Annotated in this window: 20 protein-coding genes; 14 read left to right on the top strand and 6 right to left on the bottom strand. The window is 36.4% G+C overall.

Annotated elements, in window-relative coordinates; genetic code table 11:
• The first annotated feature begins 213 nt into the window (after window positions 1-213).
• The 10 genes from atpD (at window position 214) to AAGF08_RS13195 (ending at window position 7,313) form a co-directional block, all read left to right on the top strand.
• A complete protein-coding gene (gene atpD / locus AAGF08_RS13240; protein ID WP_343511727.1) occupies window positions 214-1,641 on the top strand; it encodes a F0F1 ATP synthase subunit beta in 1,428 nt (475 codons plus the stop codon).
• Window positions 1,642-1,648: 7 nt separating this feature from the next.
• A complete protein-coding gene (locus AAGF08_RS13235; protein ID WP_343511694.1) occupies window positions 1,649-2,032 on the top strand; it encodes a F0F1 ATP synthase subunit epsilon in 384 nt (127 codons plus the stop codon).
• 1 nt (window position 2,033) lies between these two features.
• Window positions 2,034-2,354 carry an AtpZ/AtpI family protein gene (locus tag AAGF08_RS13230; RefSeq protein WP_343511693.1) on the top strand — a complete coding sequence of 107 codons (321 nt, stop codon included), beginning with the start codon at window positions 2,034-2,036 and terminating at the stop codon, window positions 2,352-2,354.
• Window positions 2,347-2,649 carry an ATP synthase subunit I gene (locus AAGF08_RS13225; protein WP_343511692.1) on the top strand — a complete coding sequence of 101 codons (303 nt, stop codon included), beginning with the start codon at window positions 2,347-2,349 and terminating at the stop codon, window positions 2,647-2,649. Before AAGF08_RS13230 ends, AAGF08_RS13225 begins: the two co-directional genes overlap by 8 nt.
• Window positions 2,639-3,340: a F0F1 ATP synthase subunit A gene (locus tag AAGF08_RS13220; protein WP_343511691.1), complete on the top strand. Its 702-nt coding sequence runs from the start codon at window positions 2,639-2,641 to the stop codon at window positions 3,338-3,340. The genes AAGF08_RS13225 and AAGF08_RS13220 overlap by 11 nt, the downstream gene beginning before the upstream one ends.
• 1 nt (window position 3,341) lies before the next feature.
• On the top strand, window positions 3,342-3,611 hold the full coding sequence (locus tag AAGF08_RS13215) for a F0F1 ATP synthase subunit C (RefSeq protein ID WP_343511690.1): 270 nt from the start codon (window positions 3,342-3,344) through the stop codon (window positions 3,609-3,611).
• 9 nt (window positions 3,612-3,620) lie between these two features.
• Window positions 3,621-4,394 (top strand): F0F1 ATP synthase subunit delta, encoded by a 774-nt coding sequence (locus AAGF08_RS13210; protein ID WP_343511689.1) that lies wholly within the window; start codon window positions 3,621-3,623, stop codon window positions 4,392-4,394.
• Between the two features lie 3 nt (window positions 4,395-4,397).
• On the top strand, window positions 4,398-5,945 hold the full coding sequence (locus tag AAGF08_RS13205) for an alternate F1F0 ATPase, F1 subunit alpha (RefSeq protein WP_343511688.1): 1,548 nt from the start codon (window positions 4,398-4,400) through the stop codon (window positions 5,943-5,945).
• A complete protein-coding gene (locus tag AAGF08_RS13200; RefSeq protein WP_343511687.1) occupies window positions 5,945-6,829 on the top strand; it encodes a F0F1 ATP synthase subunit gamma in 885 nt (294 codons plus the stop codon). The genes AAGF08_RS13205 and AAGF08_RS13200 overlap by 1 nt, the downstream gene beginning before the upstream one ends.
• Before the next feature lie 139 nt (window positions 6,830-6,968).
• A complete protein-coding gene (locus AAGF08_RS13195; protein ID WP_343511686.1) occupies window positions 6,969-7,313 on the top strand; it encodes an antibiotic biosynthesis monooxygenase in 345 nt (114 codons plus the stop codon).
• A gap of 159 nt (window positions 7,314-7,472) precedes the next feature.
• Here AAGF08_RS13195 and AAGF08_RS13190 read toward each other — a convergent pair whose 3' ends face one another.
• Entirely contained in the window at window positions 7,473-8,561 is a 1,089-nt protein-coding gene (locus AAGF08_RS13190) for an aromatic ring-hydroxylating dioxygenase subunit alpha (RefSeq protein ID WP_343511684.1), read from the bottom strand.
• Between the two features lie 59 nt (window positions 8,562-8,620).
• Between AAGF08_RS13190 and AAGF08_RS13185 the strand changes: the two genes are divergently transcribed.
• Window positions 8,621-9,925 carry an amino acid permease gene (locus AAGF08_RS13185; RefSeq protein ID WP_343511683.1) on the top strand — a complete coding sequence of 435 codons (1,305 nt, stop codon included), beginning with the start codon at window positions 8,621-8,623 and terminating at the stop codon, window positions 9,923-9,925.
• The gene (locus AAGF08_RS13180) at window positions 9,922-10,794 is read left to right on the top strand and encodes an arginine deiminase family protein (protein WP_343511682.1); all 873 of its coding nucleotides are present in this window, start codon (window positions 9,922-9,924) and stop codon (window positions 10,792-10,794) included. Before AAGF08_RS13185 ends, AAGF08_RS13180 begins: the two co-directional genes overlap by 4 nt.
• A 126-nt stretch (window positions 10,795-10,920) precedes the next feature.
• Here the strand turns inward: AAGF08_RS13180 and AAGF08_RS13175 are convergent, their stop codons facing one another.
• The 4 genes from AAGF08_RS13175 to AAGF08_RS13160 all read right to left on the bottom strand — a co-directional run bounded on the left by AAGF08_RS13175 (window position 10,921) and on the right by AAGF08_RS13160 (window position 15,673).
• On the bottom strand, window positions 10,921-11,940 hold the full coding sequence (locus AAGF08_RS13175) for an aldo/keto reductase (RefSeq protein ID WP_343511681.1): 1,020 nt from the start codon (window positions 11,938-11,940) through the stop codon (window positions 10,921-10,923).
• Between the two features lie 133 nt (window positions 11,941-12,073).
• Window positions 12,074-13,171 carry a hypothetical protein gene (locus AAGF08_RS13170; RefSeq protein WP_343511680.1) on the bottom strand — a complete coding sequence of 366 codons (1,098 nt, stop codon included), beginning with the start codon at window positions 13,169-13,171 and terminating at the stop codon, window positions 12,074-12,076.
• A 194-nt stretch (window positions 13,172-13,365) separates the two neighbouring features.
• Window positions 13,366-13,944, bottom strand: a complete 579-nt coding sequence (locus AAGF08_RS13165) for a class I SAM-dependent methyltransferase (RefSeq protein WP_343511679.1) — start codon at window positions 13,942-13,944, stop codon at window positions 13,366-13,368.
• Window positions 13,945-14,014: 70 nt separating this feature from the next.
• A complete protein-coding gene (locus tag AAGF08_RS13160) occupies window positions 14,015-15,673 on the bottom strand; it encodes an amidase (protein ID WP_343511678.1) in 1,659 nt (552 codons plus the stop codon).
• A gap of 319 nt (window positions 15,674-15,992) precedes the next feature.
• On the opposite strand from AAGF08_RS13160, the gene AAGF08_RS13155 reads away from it, so the two are divergent.
• On the top strand, window positions 15,993-16,469 hold the full coding sequence (locus AAGF08_RS13155; RefSeq protein WP_343511677.1) for a hypothetical protein: 477 nt from the start codon (window positions 15,993-15,995) through the stop codon (window positions 16,467-16,469).
• Between the two features lie 83 nt (window positions 16,470-16,552).
• A complete protein-coding gene (locus AAGF08_RS13150) occupies window positions 16,553-17,851 on the top strand; it encodes a DUF3472 domain-containing protein (RefSeq protein ID WP_343511676.1) in 1,299 nt (432 codons plus the stop codon).
• 78 nt (window positions 17,852-17,929) lie between these two features.
• On the opposite strand, the gene AAGF08_RS13145 is transcribed toward AAGF08_RS13150, so the two are convergent.
• Window positions 17,930-18,676: a hypothetical protein gene (locus AAGF08_RS13145; protein ID WP_343511675.1), complete on the bottom strand. Its 747-nt coding sequence runs from the start codon at window positions 18,674-18,676 to the stop codon at window positions 17,930-17,932.
• Window positions 18,677-18,843 lie beyond the last annotated feature (167 nt).

The following is an 18,843-nucleotide window of genomic DNA, read 5'->3' as shown; positions in this document are numbered from 1 at the left end:
AATCTTTACCCTATTACTTTAAGCTTATTTATTTTCAATTTTTTAACTTTAGATAAAGTGGATGTAACACAAATAGACTGAATATTAGAACTGATATAAATCATTTTTTATACTGGATTTACTCAACTAATAAACTATTAAATGAGCGTAGTTTTAAAATTCAATGATGTTTAACATGTTTTTATTTCAGATAAAAAAAATTTAATTCAGAAGATCGCATTGAAAGGAAAAGTGAAAATAGGCGAAATCACCAGCATACGTGGAAGTGTGGTTGATATTGATTTTAAAGACTTTTTGCCTCCTATAAACACGATTCTCCATACAGGAAAAGATAAAAAAATCATTATTGAGGTTTTAGCTCAGCTAGATGCCCGAAGAGTAAGAGGTATCGCCTTAAATCCCACCCAAGGATTAACCAGAGGAATGCTGGTAGAAACAGATGGAAGTGAATTAACGGTTCCAGTTGGAAAAAACATCATGGGGAGAATGTTTGACGTTTTTGGGAATACAATCGATCATCAGGGTGAGCTTAAAGATGTAAAGTGGAGTAAAATCCATAAAGCACCGCCTTCCCTGGACAACAGGTCTACAAAATCAGAAATCTTTCTTACCGGAATAAAAGCGATTGATGTATTAATACCTTTAGAACGTGGTGGAAAAGCGGGATTATTTGGAGGAGCTGGTGTTGGGAAAACAGTTCTGCTAACCGAAATGATCCATAATATGGTGGGTCATAATGAAGGCGTGAGTATGTTTTGTGGGATTGGTGAAAGATGCCGGGAAGGACATGAGCTTTATCAGGATATGAAAACTGCAGGTGTTCTGGATAATATGGTGATGCTTTTTGGGCAAATGAATGAACCTCCCGGAGCAAGATTTAGGGTTGGCCATGCTGCTTTGACTATGGCAGAATATTTTCGTGACGAGGAGAACAAAGATGTTTTATTATTAATTGATAACATCTTCCGATTTATCCAAGCAGGAATGGAAGTTTCGGGATTACTTGGACAAATGCCTTCACGCTTAGGGTATCAGCCCTCTCTGGGTACGGAATTATCACAATTGGAAGAACGGATAGCCAACACAACTACCGGTGCAATCACCTCAATTCAGGCAGTTTATGTACCTGCCGATGATTTAACAGACCCAGCAGCAGTTCATACTTTTTCCCACCTATCTGCGACTATTGTTCTCTCCAGGAAAAAAGCAAGTGAAGGACTATATCCTGCAATTGATTTATTGCAATCCAATTCAAAAATGGCAACACCTGGCATTATTGGTAGAAGACATTATGAACTAGCACAAAAAATAAGAAAAACATTGGCTCATTACGAAGAGCTTAAGGATATTATAGCTATGCTAGGTTTGGAACAATTATCAACCGAAGATCACAACATTGTCAATAGAGCTAGAAGGTTGGAGCGTTTCCTGACCCAACCCTTCTTCACTACGACCAAATTTAGTGGAATAGAAGGAAAAGAGGTAAGCCTAGAAAACGCATTGGACGGATGTGAAAGAATTCTGTCTGATGAGTTCAAGGAATTTCCTGAAAGTGCCTTTTATATGATTGGGAATATTGAAGAAGCAATACAAAAAGCTAATACAGATAAAACAAAGGAAGAAGTAACAGAAGAAAAGTAACATGCTGATGACGCTAAAAATATTGCTTCCATTTCATGTATTGACAGAAATTAAAAATGTCAAAAGAATAGTAATGGAAACAAGTGGGGGGTCATATGGTCTACTCCCTCAGCGATTGGATTGTGTAGCAGCGTTAGTTCCAGGAATTTTCACCTATGAAACAGACCGGGTGCATTATTTAGCAATAGATGAAGGAATTCTGATCAAGGCAGGAACTGAAGTTTTAGTATCAGTGAGAAAAGCTGTAAGTGGTGCTGATTTAGGGAAGCTACATGAATCCGTTGAGAAAGAATTTAAGCAGATAGATGAAGCAGAGAAGAATAACAGATCTGTAATGGCAAAGCTGGAAAGTTCGCTTATGATGCAACTTGAGAAATTTGGCAAGAAATGACATGGACCAAAAGAATATAAAAAATACGCCATCTCTTTCTCATCAAGTAGCAGACAAGGAAAGAAGAAAAATAGCTGCACAAAAGGATAAAAGGAGTGTATGGGCAGGTTTAGGTCTTTTTGGGATTGTAGGATGGTCAGTAGTAGTGCCAACTATGAGCGGTGCTCTTTTGGGGATTTGGTTAGATTCTCGTTATCCTCAATCTTTCTCTTGGACCCTAAGTCTATTGGTGGCTGGTCTTCTTCTAGGTTGTTTAATGGCCTGGAACTGGATCAAAAAAGAACATGATGAAATAAACGAAAAAAGCGATAAAAATGAATGAAGTGATTTGGATCATATTGGCACTATTGGTAGGTGTAATTTTGGGAATCTTTTTCTTCGGAGGCTTGTGGTTTACTGTAAGAAAAGCAACCCAAATAAAAATACCTGCTTTATGGTTTTTTGGAAGTCTGACGCTACGATTAATGGTAGTATTAACAGGTTTTTATTTCGTTGGTATGGGTGATTTAATTCGAATGCTTGTTTGTCTATCAGGATTTATACTTGCAAGGTTCCTTGTAATTCGCTTCACTAAAAGGATTGATTCGAAACAAAAACAAATAACTCATGGAGCTTAGTCCTGATGAGACGATTTTTTGGGAATATGGATTTATTACCATTAATCTAACCCTGGTTACAACTTGGGCGATTATGCTATTGCTGGTAATTACTTCTTTTTTAATTACTAGGAAATTGAAATCCTCCATTCAAATTTCAAGATGGCAATATGCTCTTGAGATTATTGTGCTTGGAATTAGCAATCAAATCAAAGAGGTCGGGATTAAAGAGCCTAAAAAATACATAGGATTTATAGGGACCCTTTTTCTATTTATTCTGGTTTCAAACTTCTTGATTATTATTCCTTGGTACTCCCCGCCAACTGGCTCTCTATCTACTACTGGTGCTTTAGCTGTTTCTGTGCTTTTAGCTGTGCCCTTTTTTGGGATAAGTGAAAGTGGTCTCTTGGCTTATTTAAAAACCTATCTTTCACCGACAGTTATTATGCTTCCTTTCAATATCATCAGTGAGATTTCAAGGACATTAGCATTGACGGTTAGGTTATTTGGAAACATCATGAGCGGGGGAATGATCGTAGCAGTTTTGCTAAGCGTAGCACCTTTTTTCTTCCCGGTTATAATGACAGCGCTTGGTTTGCTAACGGGAGTTGTACAGGCATATATTTTCAGTGTTCTCGCGACAGTTTATATCGCTGCAGCGGTGAGTGATAAAAAATCAAAAAACAATAACAAACAATTAGAGGAGATTTAAAATGGATAGTTTAACAATTATTGGGATCGTTTCAATTATTACAGCAGGCCTGACAACAGGAATTGGCTGTATGTTTCCGGCATTGGCAGAAGGTAGGGCTGTTTCAAGTGCTTTGGGTTCTATTGCGCAGCAGCCTGATGCTTCATCTACTATTACAAGAACCTTATTTGTAGGTTTAGCCATGATAGAATCGACAGCAATCTACTGTTTTGTAGTGTCTATGATTCTCATTTTTGCCAATCCCTTTTGGAATTACATCATAGCTCAATAAGAGGACATAATGGAAATCAACTGGTTTACATTTATCGCCCAAATACTCAATTTTTTCTTATTGGTTTGGCTCCTGAAGCGGTTTTTATATAAACCGATCTTAAATGCTATTGATAAAAGGGAAAAATCTATTGTCGCCAAGTTAAAGGATGCTGAAGTAAAGGAGGCCGAAGCACAGAAAGAACAAAAAATTTATAGGGAAAAAATCACAAATTTTGATTTAGAAAAGAAGGCCCTTCTTGATAAAGCCATTTCTGAATCTAAAGAGCAAAAGAAAGAACTCCTGGAAAAAGCCAGAAAAGAAGCCGAAATTCTAAAAAACAAATTGGAAAAGTCTTCTAGAGAAAAGCTAATTAATAGAGAAGCTGCCATTTCGCTAAAGATTCAGGATGAAGTATTCGCTGTTTCTAGAAAAGCTCTCAGCGAACTGGCAAGTTCTGATTTAGAACAACAAGCAACTCTTACTTTTATCAAGAATTTAAAATCACTAAAAAATAAGGAATTAGATGATTTCATTTCCGCCTTCAAAAACAATGGTGTTTTATTGAAAAGTGCTTTTAGTCTTTCTAAAGAGCAACAAAATGCAATTCAGAATCAAGTAAATGATTTACTCAAATCAAAGATTAAAATACAATATGAAGTTGCTCCTGAGTTAATAGCCGGAATAGAATTAAGTACGAAGGATTATAAAATATCCTGGTCAATTTCAGGGTTTCTCAGTGATTTGGAAGACCAGATTTTTGAAAAAAGCGAGAAAAATAATGATGAGAAAACTTCCTCTTGACACATGAATAAAACATCGATAGATACTACTGATTCTGACGTTTTTTCCCAGCTTAAAGAGAGTAGAGAAAATCACAAGTTTTCTTTCAGCCTACGTGAAGTTGGTAAGGTGGTAAGTGTGTCTTCTGGAATTGTAAAAGTTTCAGGACTTCCAGGGGTTGGGTATGAGGAGTTATTACGGTTTTCAAGTGGACTTTTTGGTATTGCATACAATCTGGATAGGGATGAAATCGGGGTCATTCTTCTAGGAAGTGAATCTTTAATAAATGTTGGTGATGAAGTAACTCGGACCAATCGAGTGATGGATATTCCCGTTGGAGAACCTCTGATCGGTAGGATCATTAATCCATTAGGGGAACCATTAGATGGAAAAAAAGAAACACTAGGTTCTACCAGACTACCGATAGAGCGGCCAGCCACAGCTATTATGGATAGAGATGCTGTAACTGTTCCCTTACAGACAGGTTTGAAAGTAATTGATGCGTTGATTCCTATAGGGCGGGGTCAACGAGAATTGATTCTTGGAGATAGGCAAACTGGGAAATCTGCTATTGCTCTTGATACCATAATCAACCAAAAAGGTAAAAATGTTATCTGTGTTTATTGCGCTATTGGCCAAAGATCTTCTTCTGTCGCAAAAGTAATTGCTAACCTAAAAGAAAAAGGAGCATTAGACTATACGGTGGTTGTGGTAACAGAAGGAAACGACCCTCCAGGGCTCAAGTACATTGCACCTTATGCAGCCACTAGCATTGCTGAATATTTTATGGAAAAAGGCCAAGATGCATTAATTGTCTATGATGATCTTACGCATCATGCAAGAGCCTATCGAGAATTATCACTTTTACTCAGAAGGCCTCCTGGACGGGAAGCTTTTCCAGGAGATATTTTCTATATCCATTCAAGGTTATTGGAAAGAGCCACTCATTTAAATAAGGAACTCGGAGGAGGTTCCTTAACAGCATTACCTATTATTGAAACCGAAGCACAAAATATATCAGCTTATATTCCTACCAATCTGATTTCGATTACGGATGGACAGATCTATCTATCTCCCAAATTATTTGAATTAGGAATATTACCTGCGGTTGATGTAGGCAAATCGGTCTCCCGTGTAGGTGGAAAGGCACAATTACCTGATTATCGCACTGTTACAGGGAATCTGAAATTAGCCTATTCACAATTTGAAGAGTTGGAAAATTATGCTCGCTTTGGTACCCGGTTGGATGAAGATACCCGAAAAACCATCATACATGGAGAGCGAATCAGATCTTGGTTGATTCAACAGGAACTTCAGCCCATGTCTGTAGCGGAGCAAATAATTGTACTATTGGCCTTAACCAATGATTATTTTGATACAATTCCTATTCATAAAATTCAGGAAGCGGAGACATTCTTACAAAGGAAAAGCTCTGAACTACCTAGTGATGTATTGGAAAGATTAGCATCTATAAAAAGTATTAGCAAAGAGGATAAGGAAATAATATTAAAACTGGTAGAAAAAGTTTTAGAGCCATTTCAGGAGAAACCAGACCCAATTGAATCAAATTAATGGAGACTTTGGCTGACATACGGAGAAAACTAACAGGAGCTGAGGATCTTAAATCTGTAGTCCGTACCATGAAAGCCATGGCGGCATCAAATATTGGACAATATGAACAAGCTGTTAACTCTTTAGGAGATTATAACCGGACTATTAACCTTGGAATTATTGCCTATTTCAAAGAGAGGCAGGAGGAGAAAAAAATCACGGAAAAAGAAAGAAGATCTACTTGTGCCATCGTTTTTGGTTCAGATCAAGGACTGGTAGGACAGTTTAATAATAGTCTTTCAGATTTCGTTTCTGAACACCTCGATAAAATTAAAGGAACAAAAATAATCTGGGCGGTTGGAGATCGCATCAAAGCAGTTTTAGAGGATCGTGGCTTCGACATCAAAGCTTTATTTTCTGTTCCAGGATCTGTCAAGGCTATTACTCCACTAGTGAGTCAAATTTTATTAAAAAGTGAAGGAAGTATAGAAGTCAACGATGTCGATCATGTATATATTTTTCACAATCAACCCAATCTGAAAGGAACTGGTTATTCTCAAAAAATTCAGCAATTGTTTCCGATCGTCGAAAACTGGAAATCCAATTTATCTGAAACTGAGTGGCCTAGTAAACTAATCCCTCAAGTAGCAGGAAGTGAAAAAGCCACTTTGCTTGCATTAATTCGTGAATATTTATTCATAAGTCTATTCAGAGCTAGTGCTGAATCCTTGGCTAGTGAAAATGCAAGTCGATTGGCAGCAATGCAGCGTGCAGAGAAAAACATAGATGAATTATTAGATACGCTGAATCATAAATTTCATAGCATCCGCCAATCCATGATTGATGAAGAACTTTTTGATGTGGTTTCAGGATTCGAGGCGCTTAAAGACGAATTAAATAAATAGAAATTCGGGAAGATTATCTTGACTATTTTGATAAAGGATTGGTTGTTCAATTTTTAAAAACCTTTCAATTATAAATAGAAACAACATTGTTTTTCCTTTTTATTTTCAATAGCTTAAAGACTACCAAACACCAAAAAACATGAAAAATATACATCTAATTGCAAGGTTCCATATTCATCCTGGAAAGGAGTCAGAATTTAAAGATTTAATCCCTCAATGCATTGCTAGAGTAAAAGCCAATGAAACCGGTGCTGAACGCTATGAATGGTATTTAAATGAAGAAGGTACTGTTTGTCATGTTCTAGAAACTTATAAGAATTCGGATGCAGTTTTGGCACATATTACAAATGTTGGTGAATTGCTCGGAAAGATTTTTCAGATTTCAGATTTCTCGGGAGACATGTATGGAAATTTGTCTGAGGAACTACAAGCGGCGATTGAAACCTTACCTATCACTAGAAATTCATTATATCAGTCGATGTAACTTTCTTAATTTTAAAATTTAATATCAGCTGTTTGCCTCCCGATTTCATAATTTAAAGTCACATAGAGCATTGTTTGTTAAAGATAAAAGCTACTAGTGAGAAGCTTCCACTCATTTAAAAAAATGATTCTAATCAAGCTTAAAATGACCTTAAATTTTCTATTCCTTTCCTAGAAATTCCGCAAGTAATCCTTGAAACTGATGAACTCCCTTTTCCATTTTTGGAGAAAAACGACCAGTCTTATAAACCCTTGAAGACATTCCTTTAAAAACCCCTTCTACTACAAATTCATCCTCGCGCTCAACTTTGTCTAGAGCAGCACCCGCTCCAGTATCAAGTTTGGACTCATCCAGTACATAAGTGATAAAGCTTATTTTGGTTCGATTGATAGAAATGGGCTTTACTACATTAATCGAGCAGCCCCAAGGATAAAAGTTGAACATGATATTTGGGAAAATCCAGAAGTAGTAGGCAGAAATCTGATGTCCATAATCTTCATGATCTTTTGGTAAGTCAAACACATGCTCCCCTCCTGATACATGACCAACTTGTAGATTACAAAATGGATAGAGTTGTGTCTCGTATTTTTTATAATCCAAAACTGCATTTAAACCATCATGAACAAAAGGAATATGGAATCCCTCTAGGTAATTATCACAGTATAGCGCCCAATGAGCATTAACTAGATAGTCCTTATTTCGACTTTTATCTTCTTTGAAATCATCTAAAGGTAAAAAGCCAACTTTTCTCTGCATCAAATCCAGCACTGATTGAAAGTCTAAAGAATCGTCTAAGGCTGTAAAAAGCCAAGGCCCCCACTGTTTGAGTGGGAAGCGATGCAAGTCATCTTCCTTACGAGGGAAACCTTTCGCTTCTTTAAATTCAGGCATATGCTGAAACTCCCCTTTTAGATTGAATCTTCTACCATGGTAAGCACAGGTAATTTGTCTGGTTTTACAAGGGTCATGACAAAGGATATTGCCGCGATGTGTGCATACATTAGAAATACAGGAAAGTTGATTTCCTTCATTTGTAAGTAAAAGAGGTTCTTCTAAGCCAAACTCCAAAAATGAAATTGGTTTGACTTGTTGTGTAAGCCCTACCATGGACTTATCTCCAATAAATTGCCAAGTCTTTGCAAAGACTTTGTCCAATAATGCCTCAAATACTTCCTGCGATCGATAAAATGAGGAAGGAAGTGTTTCTGCGATGGTGATATCAGGGTTAATGGTATAGGATTTCGACATATATTTTTAACTTTCCAATCTGACAAATTAGTTAAATCTCACCAATCCATATTTTTCTTTTGAATAAAACTTCCTCCCCAAGACAACTTGGACTAATCACAGTCATATCCTTAGTCGCCGGTGGAATGATCGGTTCAGGGATTTTCACCCTCCCATCAGCCCTCGCTCAATTTGGAGGAATCAGTATTTTGGGTTGGATTGTGGCGGCTCTCGGGGCGATAGTTCTAGCACACATTATGGGTAGGCTAAGCAAAGTAGTTCCTGAGAGTGGTGGATCCTACGCCTATACAAAAAGGGCATTCGGAGATTTCCCTGCTTTTTTGGTTGCCTGGGGTTTTTGGCTTTCGCTTTGGAGTACCAATGTTGCTATAGCTTTAACTTTCACAGGCTATCTGAGTGTTTTCTTTCCAGTTATAGGTCAATCAGCTTATCTATCACCAATCATTGGTTTGGCTGTGATTTGGTTACTTACAGGTATTAATAGCCAGTCGATACGAACTGGGGGAAATTTACAAGTACTCACTACTGCCTTGAAAATTATCCCTGTTTTGGTTGTTGCAGTTGGTGGGGTTTTCTTTTTCAATCTAGAACATTTCCGACCCTTTAACCTTTCAAGGACATCTTCTGCCCAAGCAGTTTTAGGTGCTTCCGTACTCTGCTTTTATGCTTTTCTCGGTATTGAAGCAGCAACGATCCCAGCAGATAATATTAAAATCCCAGAGAAAAATATCTCCAAAGGCACTATTATCGGAGTTGGATTGGTCGTGTTTCTATACATGTTTAGTTCTATCTCCTTGTTTGGTGTCTTGCCCCCAAATGAAGTAGCTACAAGCCTAGCCCCTCTTAGTGATGCTGCAACCAGAATATTTGGAGGAGGAGCAAAATACTGGGTCGCAGCAGGAGCTTGTATTTCCACCTTTGGTGCTCTAAATGGTTGGATTTTGATCCAAGGACAAATTGCGCAATCAATGGCAAAAGATGGATTACTGCCAAAGGCTCTTGCTTTTAGAAATAAGAATAATTCACCCAGTACAGGAATTATTGTTTCCAGCATTTTTGTAACTATTCTTTTGATCTTAAATATGACTAAGGGATTTGCCAGCCTATATTCTTTTATGATTTTACTTAGCACAATTACTTCCCTGTTTTTCTATTTATCTGCAGCCTTGGTCTACACCTATTTTTCCTACGGAGAAAAACTGGGTTTTACTTGGACCTTCAAAAGCAAAGTCATTTCAGTATTGGGACTAGGATTTAGTATTTGGGTGTTCTTTGGCTCGGGAACTGAAGCGATAGTATGGGGAACTGTCGGAATGCTATTGGGAGTACCAGTTTATATTTACAATAAAAGACAGCAAAAATGAAAACTTGCCACTCTGACTACGGATTGATTAAACAAGTCATCCTCAAACCAGCAGAATCTGCTTTTGAATCAACCGAAAAAATAGCTTCAGAATGGGAAGAGTTGAATTACCTCTCTCCAGTTTCTTTGTCCAAAGCAAAAGAAGAGTATTCTACATTCCAACAATATTTTGAAGATTTAGGGGCTGAAGTTCACTTGCTTCCAGCATCAAAGACGAGTCTGGACTCCATCTATTGCCGAGATGCTGCCCTCGCCACTGACTTTGGAATAATCCTATGTAATATGGGAAAGGTGGCGAGAAGAACAGAACCTTTAGCCATTGAGAGCTATTGCAATAAAAAGGGTATAAGGATTCTAGGTAAAATTGAAGCACCTGGAACGTGCGAAGGAGGAGATATGTGTTGGCTGGATGAGAAAACTCTAGCAGTTGGCCATACCTACCGAACCAATTTGTCAGGAATAAAGCAGCTTCGGAATTTCCTAGAACCAAGAGGAATTGAAGTTATACAAGTTGAACTCCCTCATTACAAGGGACCATCAGACGTCTTTCATTTAATGTCGATAATAAGTCCTTTAGATAAAGATCTGGCAATGGTTTATTCTCCTTTAATGCCCATTTATTTTAGAGAGGAACTTATAAAAAGAGGTTTCACTTTGGTTGAGTGTCTTGAAGATGAATTTGATTCTATGGGTTGCAATGTATTGGCTTTGGCACCAAGAACTTGTCTGATAGTAAAAGGAAACCCTATTAGCGTGGCTCGTTTGAAAGAAGCTGGATGCCAAGTAATTGAATACGAAGGGCATGAAATAAGTCAAAAAGGCTGTGGAGGGCCGACTTGTTTAACTAGACCATTGGAAAGGGAGATTTAAATAAATTTGGAAATATCATCTGATATATGAGAAAAAATAGGCTATTGAATCCTAAATTCAATTTATATAAAAAAACAGCTGGCTTCTAATGAATAAGAAACCAGCTGTTTTTTTTTGATCAAGAGTTTATTTCCTATACGCAGATTGTCTTTCTACCATCCAACCAGGATATTGCATGGGCAATGGACTGATTTCATCTATTTTGGAAAGATCCTCTGAAGTCAAATGAATATCAGTTGAAGCGATATTATCATGTAATTGATCAAGAGTTTTAGCACCAATAATTGTACTGGTAATTCCAGGCTGTTGTCTCACCCAAGCCAAGGCTATTTGAGCTATACTTGCTTTGTGGCTTTTGGCTATTTCTGCCATGACATCTACCAAGTCATAAGCTTTCTCCTTGTCTATTGGAGGAAAATCAAAATTTGCTCTTCTTGAACCTGAATCAGCTCCTTCTCTGGTAAATTTCCCAGTAAGAAATCCACCTGCTAAGGGACTCCAAGGGAAGATCGCCAAGTTATGATCTTGTGCCATGGGAACCAGTTCATGTTCGATATCCCTGCTCACAGCTGCATAGTAATATTGTAAACCGATAAACTTGTGATAGCCATTGAAATGAGCGATTGCTTGAGCTTTGGCGACCATCCATGCAGGCCAATTACAAATGGAGATATAACGAACCTTTCCGGATTCGACAATATCATTTAAAGCACGAACTGTCTCTTCCAGTGAGGTTGCAGGATCCACCCCATGAACGTACAAGATGTCAACATAGTCAAGTTGAAGTCTTTTCAAACTGGCCTCTACTGAATTAAAAATATGGTAACGGGAAAGTCCAGTACTATTAGGCTTTTCATTCATTCTTGCCAAAACCTTGGTAGCAATGATAATTTCCTCTCGCTTTACTTTAAGATCAATCAATCCTTGACCTAAAAGTTGTTCAGATTGGCCAAAGGAATATACATTTGCCGTGTCGATAAAGTTGATTCCTGATTCTATTACAGCAGAAAGCATTTCATTAACTTCCTTTTGCTGAAGCTTTCCGATATTATCCCACATCCCAGCATTTTGCCCTCCAAATGTCATGGTTCCAAAGCAGAGTTCTGAGACCAATAATCCTGTATTTCCTATAAAATTGTATTTCATTTAAATTAAGGTTTGTAGTGAAAAGATGTCCGAAAATTGACAAGAGTACTTTTAATTAGATCTCTTGTTGAACTCAAGAAGTTATTAAATTCTATACGAATTAGAAAGTAAGAATTGATTTCAAAGAGCTTGTTTATTTTTTTTGGTCCAATATCTTTTCAAGATCTTCCCAATCTCCAGCAAGAGCTTTTTTAATCCTCGTTTCCCATTGGGCCTGTTGGACTTTATTCAATCCATGCTGGGTCTGTCCATCATATAATTCTTGAATTTTAGAAAGTTCTCTTAAAGCATCGAGGTATTCCTCATTCAAGGTGGCCTGAAAAAATTCGGGGTCTAATTCTATGTTTTTTAGCCTGTAGATCAATCGATCTACCGCTATCCTCACTGCATCAAAATGTAATTGTTCATGTACAATTCCATAATCACTGGCATGCTTTACCCATGATTGTTTTGGAAGCATGTATACTTTGAAATCCAATCCCTGGACAATGGTACCGTTGTCCATGACTGATGTTCCTGCCATTGAAAAACTTGCGAAGATAGTCGCATTGAATTTACTGGTGACTTGTGGAGAATCTTTAAAATCTCCCCAGTTCAAGGGTCGTCCGGGATCATAAAAAACGGTATCACTTGTACTTTCTCTCCTGATGTCAGTGATTTCCAAGCGAACTGACTTAGCTAAACTTGGGTTTCCAAGGTTTTGGGCGCTAACCCAGGAATCAAAAAATTCCAGGGATTTATGAAAAATCCCATTAACTACATACCTGACCTGATCACTCCGATTAGCTGTTCTCCGATAGTTTAATGAGCCTGAATAATCCACCAAAGCAATTGGGTCTGCCCTACCAATCAAAAAGTAGCTCAATTTCATCTCAATACCTCCTTCATACAGTTTTGTAGCGGAATTAAAATTCTCACTTAATTTTAATTCATCAACATGTACTTGTATCCGGTGTAGCGTATTCGAATTGGATTTTACTTTCTTCTGAAAAAGCTCAAGCATATCTTTTTCCAGAGACCCTTTTAATTTGACTGCTCGGTTTTTCCCTTGAGAGTCAAACATCACTCCTATTTTGGATCGATCTTTTCGTTGATCCACCACTTCAAAGTATTGATAATCTCTTGAGGAAAAGTATTCTCCATTTGGAGTTAAATCATAAAACACCTCTTGCCCAAATGCTTCATTATTTGAAAGCATTAAATAAACAGTCAAAAGGAAAAGGATTCTCATACGACTTATTACAATTATTAAATGAGAAAAGTTTTAATAAGTGAAAATTTCAAACAGGAATTTGCCTTCTAATAATTAAACTAACAATGGAATAGTTGAAGTCTCTAATTCAAACTTAATTAGATTTAAGCTTCATCGATCTGTGACATTTGTAGATCTAACTAGTTAAATTCTGGATTTACCCCCAAAATAGCTCAGCAAAATTTTTCCCAAAATTTCAAATTCCCCTTATTCTCAGATTTTAATAACCTAAAGCTGTTGGGAATTTCTTCATTTTCTCCACAATAAGTGACAATCCGTGTTCCTATGCATTTCTCATGAAACTTTAGTTTGATGACTTGAATGTTTTGCTCTCGAGTATTTTCGTCTAAAACTTGAGACTTGTCAAGTTTATCTTTTGAATTAATTAACTCTTCGAATACATTAAAAAAATAAAATGAATCATAATCATTGAAATTCACATTTAATAAGTCGGCATGAATAAATCTCACATTCTCCAATTGAAGAATATTTGCGATTTTTCGAGATAAATGGACCAAATTTTCTCTTTGTTCCACGCCTACTATTTCAGCATCTGAACTTGCAGAAGCTATTATACAAAATTTACCTGATCCAGAACCCAAGTCCAAAACAGATTTCCTTCCGCCTTCAGTTAAAAATTCAATTGCCTTTTTCGCAATGTCTGCCGGGGTCCAATGCGTATTTGAAAGCTTTCGTATCTTGATGGGATATAAACTTTCAATTTGCCCTTCGCTTATAATTTTTGAGAGCATATTTTTAATTTACAAGAAGTCACTATCAAGTGAAAAATTACTTTTCCCAATGATTTATAATTAACTGATCTCAATCAATAAATTTTGGAGGATGTTTTTCATCGTAATCCGTAGAATCTTGAAATGCTTTTGCCAAAGATAAAATGCTTCCTTCATCATATAGATTTCCGATCAAAGTAAAACTCGTTGGACGATCCTTTTTATCAAAGCCGTTAGGAACACTAATGACGGGATGTCCAGTTAAATTTGTGATCAATAGTTGTCTACTTCTATAACTAGGAGCAATTATTACATCATATTCTTTAAATAGTTTGTTTACTTCTTCTATTAATTGTCTTCGCTGTCTATTTGCTTGCAAATATTCAACAGCTGGGATAAACCTTGATTGTCTAAGTGAGTTTGCTCGAGATCCTTCACTCTGTTCTACCATTAAGTCCACATTTCCAGAACGAACCAACTCGTCAAAAAATGCTCCTGCCTCTGATCTTAAAATAATATCAAAACTGGCATAAGGGAATTCCTTCGGTAATGAGATTGAATCTGGTTCAATCCCCATTTCTTTAAAAATTTGCAAGGAAGCTCTGAGATTATCTCCAGTGATGGTTGTATCAGAATCCAAATCATCTTTTAATAAAGCAACTTTAAATTCCTTTGGACTTCTTGAGACATAGTTAAATGGAACATCATTGGTACTTGGATCTTTGGGATCTTTACCCAAAATAGCTGAAAATATAATTTCGCAATCTTCTGCATTTCTTGCGAGTGGTCCAATTTTGTCCATTGACCAACTTAAACTCATCACACCATAGCGACTTACTCTCCCATAGGTAGGACGAAGTCCCGTAACCCCATTTCTAGTTGCTGGAGAGGTGATGGACCCCAAAGTTTCTGTACCTAAAGCAAAAGGAACTAAGCCAGCTGAAGTGGCCGAGCCAGACCCTGCAGATGATCCACTAGCACCTTGTGAAAGATCCCATGGATTTTTTGTTTTCCCTCCGAACCACACATCTCCTCTGGCTAAAGATCCGGAAACCAATTTTGCAACTAATACAGCACCTTCATCTTCAAGCTTTTTCACTACTGAAGCTGTGTATGCTATTTCTTGATCCTGATAAGGTGCTGCACCCCATGTGGTCAGATACCCCTCAACAGCCATCAAATCTTTTACACCATAGGGAATACCGTGAAGAATCCCCTTGTAATTACCCTCAGCTATTTCAAGATCAGCTTTTCTGGCCTGACTTAAAGCTAAATCTTCGGTTATTGTAATGACGGATTCTAATTTTCCATCGTACTTTTTAATCCTTGAAATGAAAAACTTAGTCAAATCCTCAGAACTTATTTTTTTATACTTTATCAGGGATGCTAATTGGGGAATAGTATAAAAAGCTATCTCTTGAAAATTTTCAGGCAATTCAATTCCTTCAGGAATAGAATAATTTGGAATCTCACCTTTCTCAGGAAACACAAAACCATATGGGTGTGGATCAAACATCATAGCAGGGAAAGTTTCATTAGTAGTTTGAAACTTTCTTAAGCTATCATACCCTGCTTTATTTCTTCCCAAATATCCATACATGGTTTCTATTTCAGGGTTTTTAAAATTTAAACCTATTAGCTTTTGACCACTTTGAATGTCTTTTTTAGTAAATCCATATTCATTTTTTCTACAACCAATAAAAATTAAACTGATGATAAAAAGTAAAATTAGAGGGTAAATTTTCTTCATAAGATTCTAGAATTAAATACTTTAAATCGATTTTTGGTTGACTTTTTTATCAAATACATTTTTAATAAAAGTAATATAATCATTATCAAAGCGAAAAGAACTTACTTCCAAGAACCCCAATAAAGAATACGGAATTTGATGAATGGTTCTTGAAAAGAAACAGGCCATATCAGTATTTTAATCAACTTATTATTCTTTTAATATTTAATTTTTTTATTAGAAAAATAAGTGTTGCAGTACTATATTTTTATTGTACTTTTCATAGACTATTGTACTTTTTCGAAGAATAATAGAAAAATTCACCCAAACTAACCTTCTCATGAAATTGTACTACTGTTTTATGATCTTTTCGATCTGTTATTTTACTTCCTTTTCTGAGTCAAAAGCTCAAGACACAGAAACTAGTTCAGAATTTTATAAAAATTCTTTACAGGGAACATTAGGATTTGCTGGCTTATATGCGGCAGCAACTTCAAACTATGAGAGAATACTTTCTTTTCCTAAAGGTAAATTTGTAACTGCCACTTACCTGAGAGCCGGCCTGGGAGCCTATGGAGTATGGGGAGGAAATGGGAACTATTTTTATGCACAATATGGAATCTTTACTGGAAAAAAAGCTAGCCATTTTGAAATAAGTGCTGGGCCAAATTTCGGCTTTAATGAAAACTCTTCAGAAGTTCCTGTGATTGCTGCATCAGCTGGATATAGATTACAGCGACCAGGAAAACATTTTATGCTCAGAACTGGCTTGGGTTTTCCAGAATCCTTATACTTTGGATTAGGTTGGAGTTTCTAAATCCTATTATTTAGGGATTTACTTTTGATTCAATACCTCAATTTGGTTTTGGTATTTATCTTTGATTAAAATCCAAAACACCAATGAAACATCAATTTCCTTTAATCTTGATATTTACCTTGAGTCTATTTCTGGCTTGTTCTGCAACCATAGATAAACCAAGAAGTAATTATTCAAAATCTATAAGCATTCCCATAGGAGGAAATACTTTTCAGACAAAAGGAGATTATAGAGAAAAAATCGGTGATGAAGGAATCATGTCTTGGGCTGATTCTGATAGTGAATTCAGTATTTATTTCAAATCTGGAACGGCAAAGGATGTTTTATTTTCTCTTGAAATTTTGCCCCAAAAGAATGAAGCAGAAATTTTAATTGAACTCAATCAATCCGAAATATTTAAACTAGATGCTGGACAAACTGGGATTGTTGAAGTAGCAGAATTGAATCTATCCTCCGGCTACAATGAGATAAAACTAAAGGGACTTCAAAAATCAGGAAATGATTTTACTAAGATTAAAAACTTGATTATTTCATTCGATGGAGATCTAGAATTAGACTTTGTAAAAGATAATATAGACAATAGGTTCTATTGGGGGCGAAGAGGACCATCGGTTCACTTAAGTTATTCATTACCAGAGGATAGGAATTTCAAATGGTTTTATAATGAAATGACTATTCCAGAAGGTCAAGATCCAATTGGGTCTTATTTTATGGCTAATGGATTTGGTGAAGGATATTTTGGAATACAGGTAAATTCAGATATTGAAAGAAGGATTTTGTTTTCTGTATGGAGTCCATTTAACACAGATAATCCAGAGGAAATACCTGAAGAAGAAAAGATAAGGTTATTAAAAAAAGGGCATAATGTCTACACAGGAGAGTTTGGAAACGAAGGTTCAGGTGGGCAGAGTTACTTGAAATATTTCTGGAAAGCTGGTCAAACCTATAAATTTCTAAACTCGGTTGAACCGGATGGAAATGGAAATACAATCTATACTGCCTATTTTTTAGATCCTGAGGTTGGGGAATGGATATTGATTGCTAGTTTTTTAAGACCTAAAACTGATACTTGGTACAAACGACCTCACTCCTTTTTAGAAAATTTCAATCCTTCCTATGGGAATATTGGTCGTAGTGTTTTTTATCAAAGTCAATGGGCTAAAAGTTCTCAAGGAGAATGGGTTGAACTAACAGAAGCAAGATTTACTGGTGATGATATTGCGAACCGAGGTTATAGAAAAGATTTTGCCGGTGGAGCTTTAGAAGGGAAATTCTATTTGAGAAACGGCGGCTTTTTTGATACAAATTCGGAATTACAAAGTATGCACCAACGTCCTGCCACCGGAGTAGCTCCAGATATAGACTTTACAAAACTACCATAAAAAAAAGCATCCGGTAAAAACCAATTAGTGATTTTAGCGGATGCTTTTAGAAGTTATTTTTAACTCTAATTATTAAAACTACTCTTTGAAGCTACCATTTCTAAAGTCTAAAGAAGACGCAATATTTGCTGAAACTGCCTCATAAAGTGCTTGATTTCCGTCCAGATTATTTGGGCCAACTTCGATCACTCCGTCTCCATTTTCATTTTTCACCATATCTGGGGTAAGTCCATCAAAGAATCTATCTACATACATGGTAAGGATAAAGTCCTGAGCACCATCAACTTCAATTCCTTTATTAAACATCAAACTAACTTGATCTTCAAGATCTAAATAAAAGATCGCAGGAATACCAGACCATTCGACCTTGGCAATTACAGATAAACCATACATTTCATCATCTTCAGGGACATCTTTTGCCTGAATTAAATCAAAGTCAAGTTTTCCATAAATCCCATCATAAGCCATTACAGTTCCTATAGGAGCCATTAGAGGCTCTCCATCTTTAACCAAATGTAATAATTGAGGGTCTCTCTCTCTAATCTGAACAATACTTGGCTTTTTACTTCCTTCATTTGTTCCTCTTAGTATAAGCTTAACATTATCAATAGAAAGCTTTACATCCTTTACTGCAAAGTTATTCACAACCAAATCAGTTGTTCTAGCATTTGGATCAGGATTGTTAAAGCTAAAGTCAACAGTTGCAAATAAACTTACCTCACTTTGAGAAAACTGAGGACTTTCCTCTTTTTCTTCGCAAGAGAAAAGTATAATAGAAGCTGAAGCTACTAAAAGCAATGCTTTAAAATTTCTTATTCCCATCATAAATTAAATTTTAATTATAGTTGATTTTTCGTATTCGGTTTTAACTAGATGTATTGATTGATTAATACAATACTTATAAAACATTCAATTGTTGAGTAAATCCTCATTTTGTTGAACTCATTACCTCTTTTATTTTACTATTCTAATAATTAAAGGCATAATATATA

This window comes from Algoriphagus sp. SE2, assembly GCF_039563885.1.
Lineage (GTDB): Bacteria > Bacteroidota > Bacteroidia > Cytophagales > Cyclobacteriaceae > Algoriphagus.
The sequence above is the reverse complement of the archived record's forward strand: the minus strand, read 5'-3'. Positions and strand labels throughout refer to the sequence as shown.

Excerpts from the sequence above, each read along its gene's own strand:
- AAGF08_RS13145 (WP_343511675.1), bottom strand. The coding sequence starts at position 18,676 with ATGATGGGAATAAGAAATTTTAAAGCATTGCTTTTAGTAGCTTCAGCT.
- AAGF08_RS13215 (WP_343511690.1), top strand. The coding sequence starts at position 3,342 with ATGGATAGTTTAACAATTATTGGGATCGTTTCAATTATTACAGCAGGC.
- AAGF08_RS13155 (WP_343511677.1), top strand. The coding sequence starts at position 15,993 with ATGAAATTGTACTACTGTTTTATGATCTTTTCGATCTGTTATTTTACT.
- AAGF08_RS13190 (WP_343511684.1), bottom strand. The coding sequence starts at position 8,561 with ATGTCGAAATCCTATACCATTAACCCTGATATCACCATCGCAGAAACA.
- AAGF08_RS13150 (WP_343511676.1), top strand. The coding sequence starts at position 16,553 with ATGAAACATCAATTTCCTTTAATCTTGATATTTACCTTGAGTCTATTT.
- AAGF08_RS13195 (WP_343511686.1), top strand. The coding sequence starts at position 6,969 with ATGAAAAATATACATCTAATTGCAAGGTTCCATATTCATCCTGGAAAG.
- AAGF08_RS13210 (WP_343511689.1), top strand. The coding sequence starts at position 3,621 with ATGGAAATCAACTGGTTTACATTTATCGCCCAAATACTCAATTTTTTC.
- AAGF08_RS13200 (WP_343511687.1), top strand. The coding sequence starts at position 5,945 with ATGGAGACTTTGGCTGACATACGGAGAAAACTAACAGGAGCTGAGGAT.
- AAGF08_RS13205 (WP_343511688.1), top strand. The coding sequence starts at position 4,398 with ATGAATAAAACATCGATAGATACTACTGATTCTGACGTTTTTTCCCAG.
- AAGF08_RS13225 (WP_343511692.1), top strand. The coding sequence starts at position 2,347 with ATGAATGAAGTGATTTGGATCATATTGGCACTATTGGTAGGTGTAATT.
- AAGF08_RS13165 (WP_343511679.1), bottom strand. The coding sequence starts at position 13,944 with ATGCTCTCAAAAATTATAAGCGAAGGGCAAATTGAAAGTTTATATCCC.
- AAGF08_RS13180 (WP_343511682.1), top strand. The coding sequence starts at position 9,922 with ATGAAAACTTGCCACTCTGACTACGGATTGATTAAACAAGTCATCCTC.
- AAGF08_RS13220 (WP_343511691.1), top strand. The coding sequence starts at position 2,639 with ATGGAGCTTAGTCCTGATGAGACGATTTTTTGGGAATATGGATTTATT.
- AAGF08_RS13175 (WP_343511681.1), bottom strand. The coding sequence starts at position 11,940 with ATGAAATACAATTTTATAGGAAATACAGGATTATTGGTCTCAGAACTC.
- AAGF08_RS13235 (WP_343511694.1), top strand. The coding sequence starts at position 1,649 with ATGACGCTAAAAATATTGCTTCCATTTCATGTATTGACAGAAATTAAA.
- AAGF08_RS13230 (WP_343511693.1), top strand. The coding sequence starts at position 2,034 with ATGGACCAAAAGAATATAAAAAATACGCCATCTCTTTCTCATCAAGTA.
- AAGF08_RS13160 (WP_343511678.1), bottom strand. The coding sequence starts at position 15,673 with ATGAAGAAAATTTACCCTCTAATTTTACTTTTTATCATCAGTTTAATT.
- AAGF08_RS13170 (WP_343511680.1), bottom strand. The coding sequence starts at position 13,171 with ATGAGAATCCTTTTCCTTTTGACTGTTTATTTAATGCTTTCAAATAAT.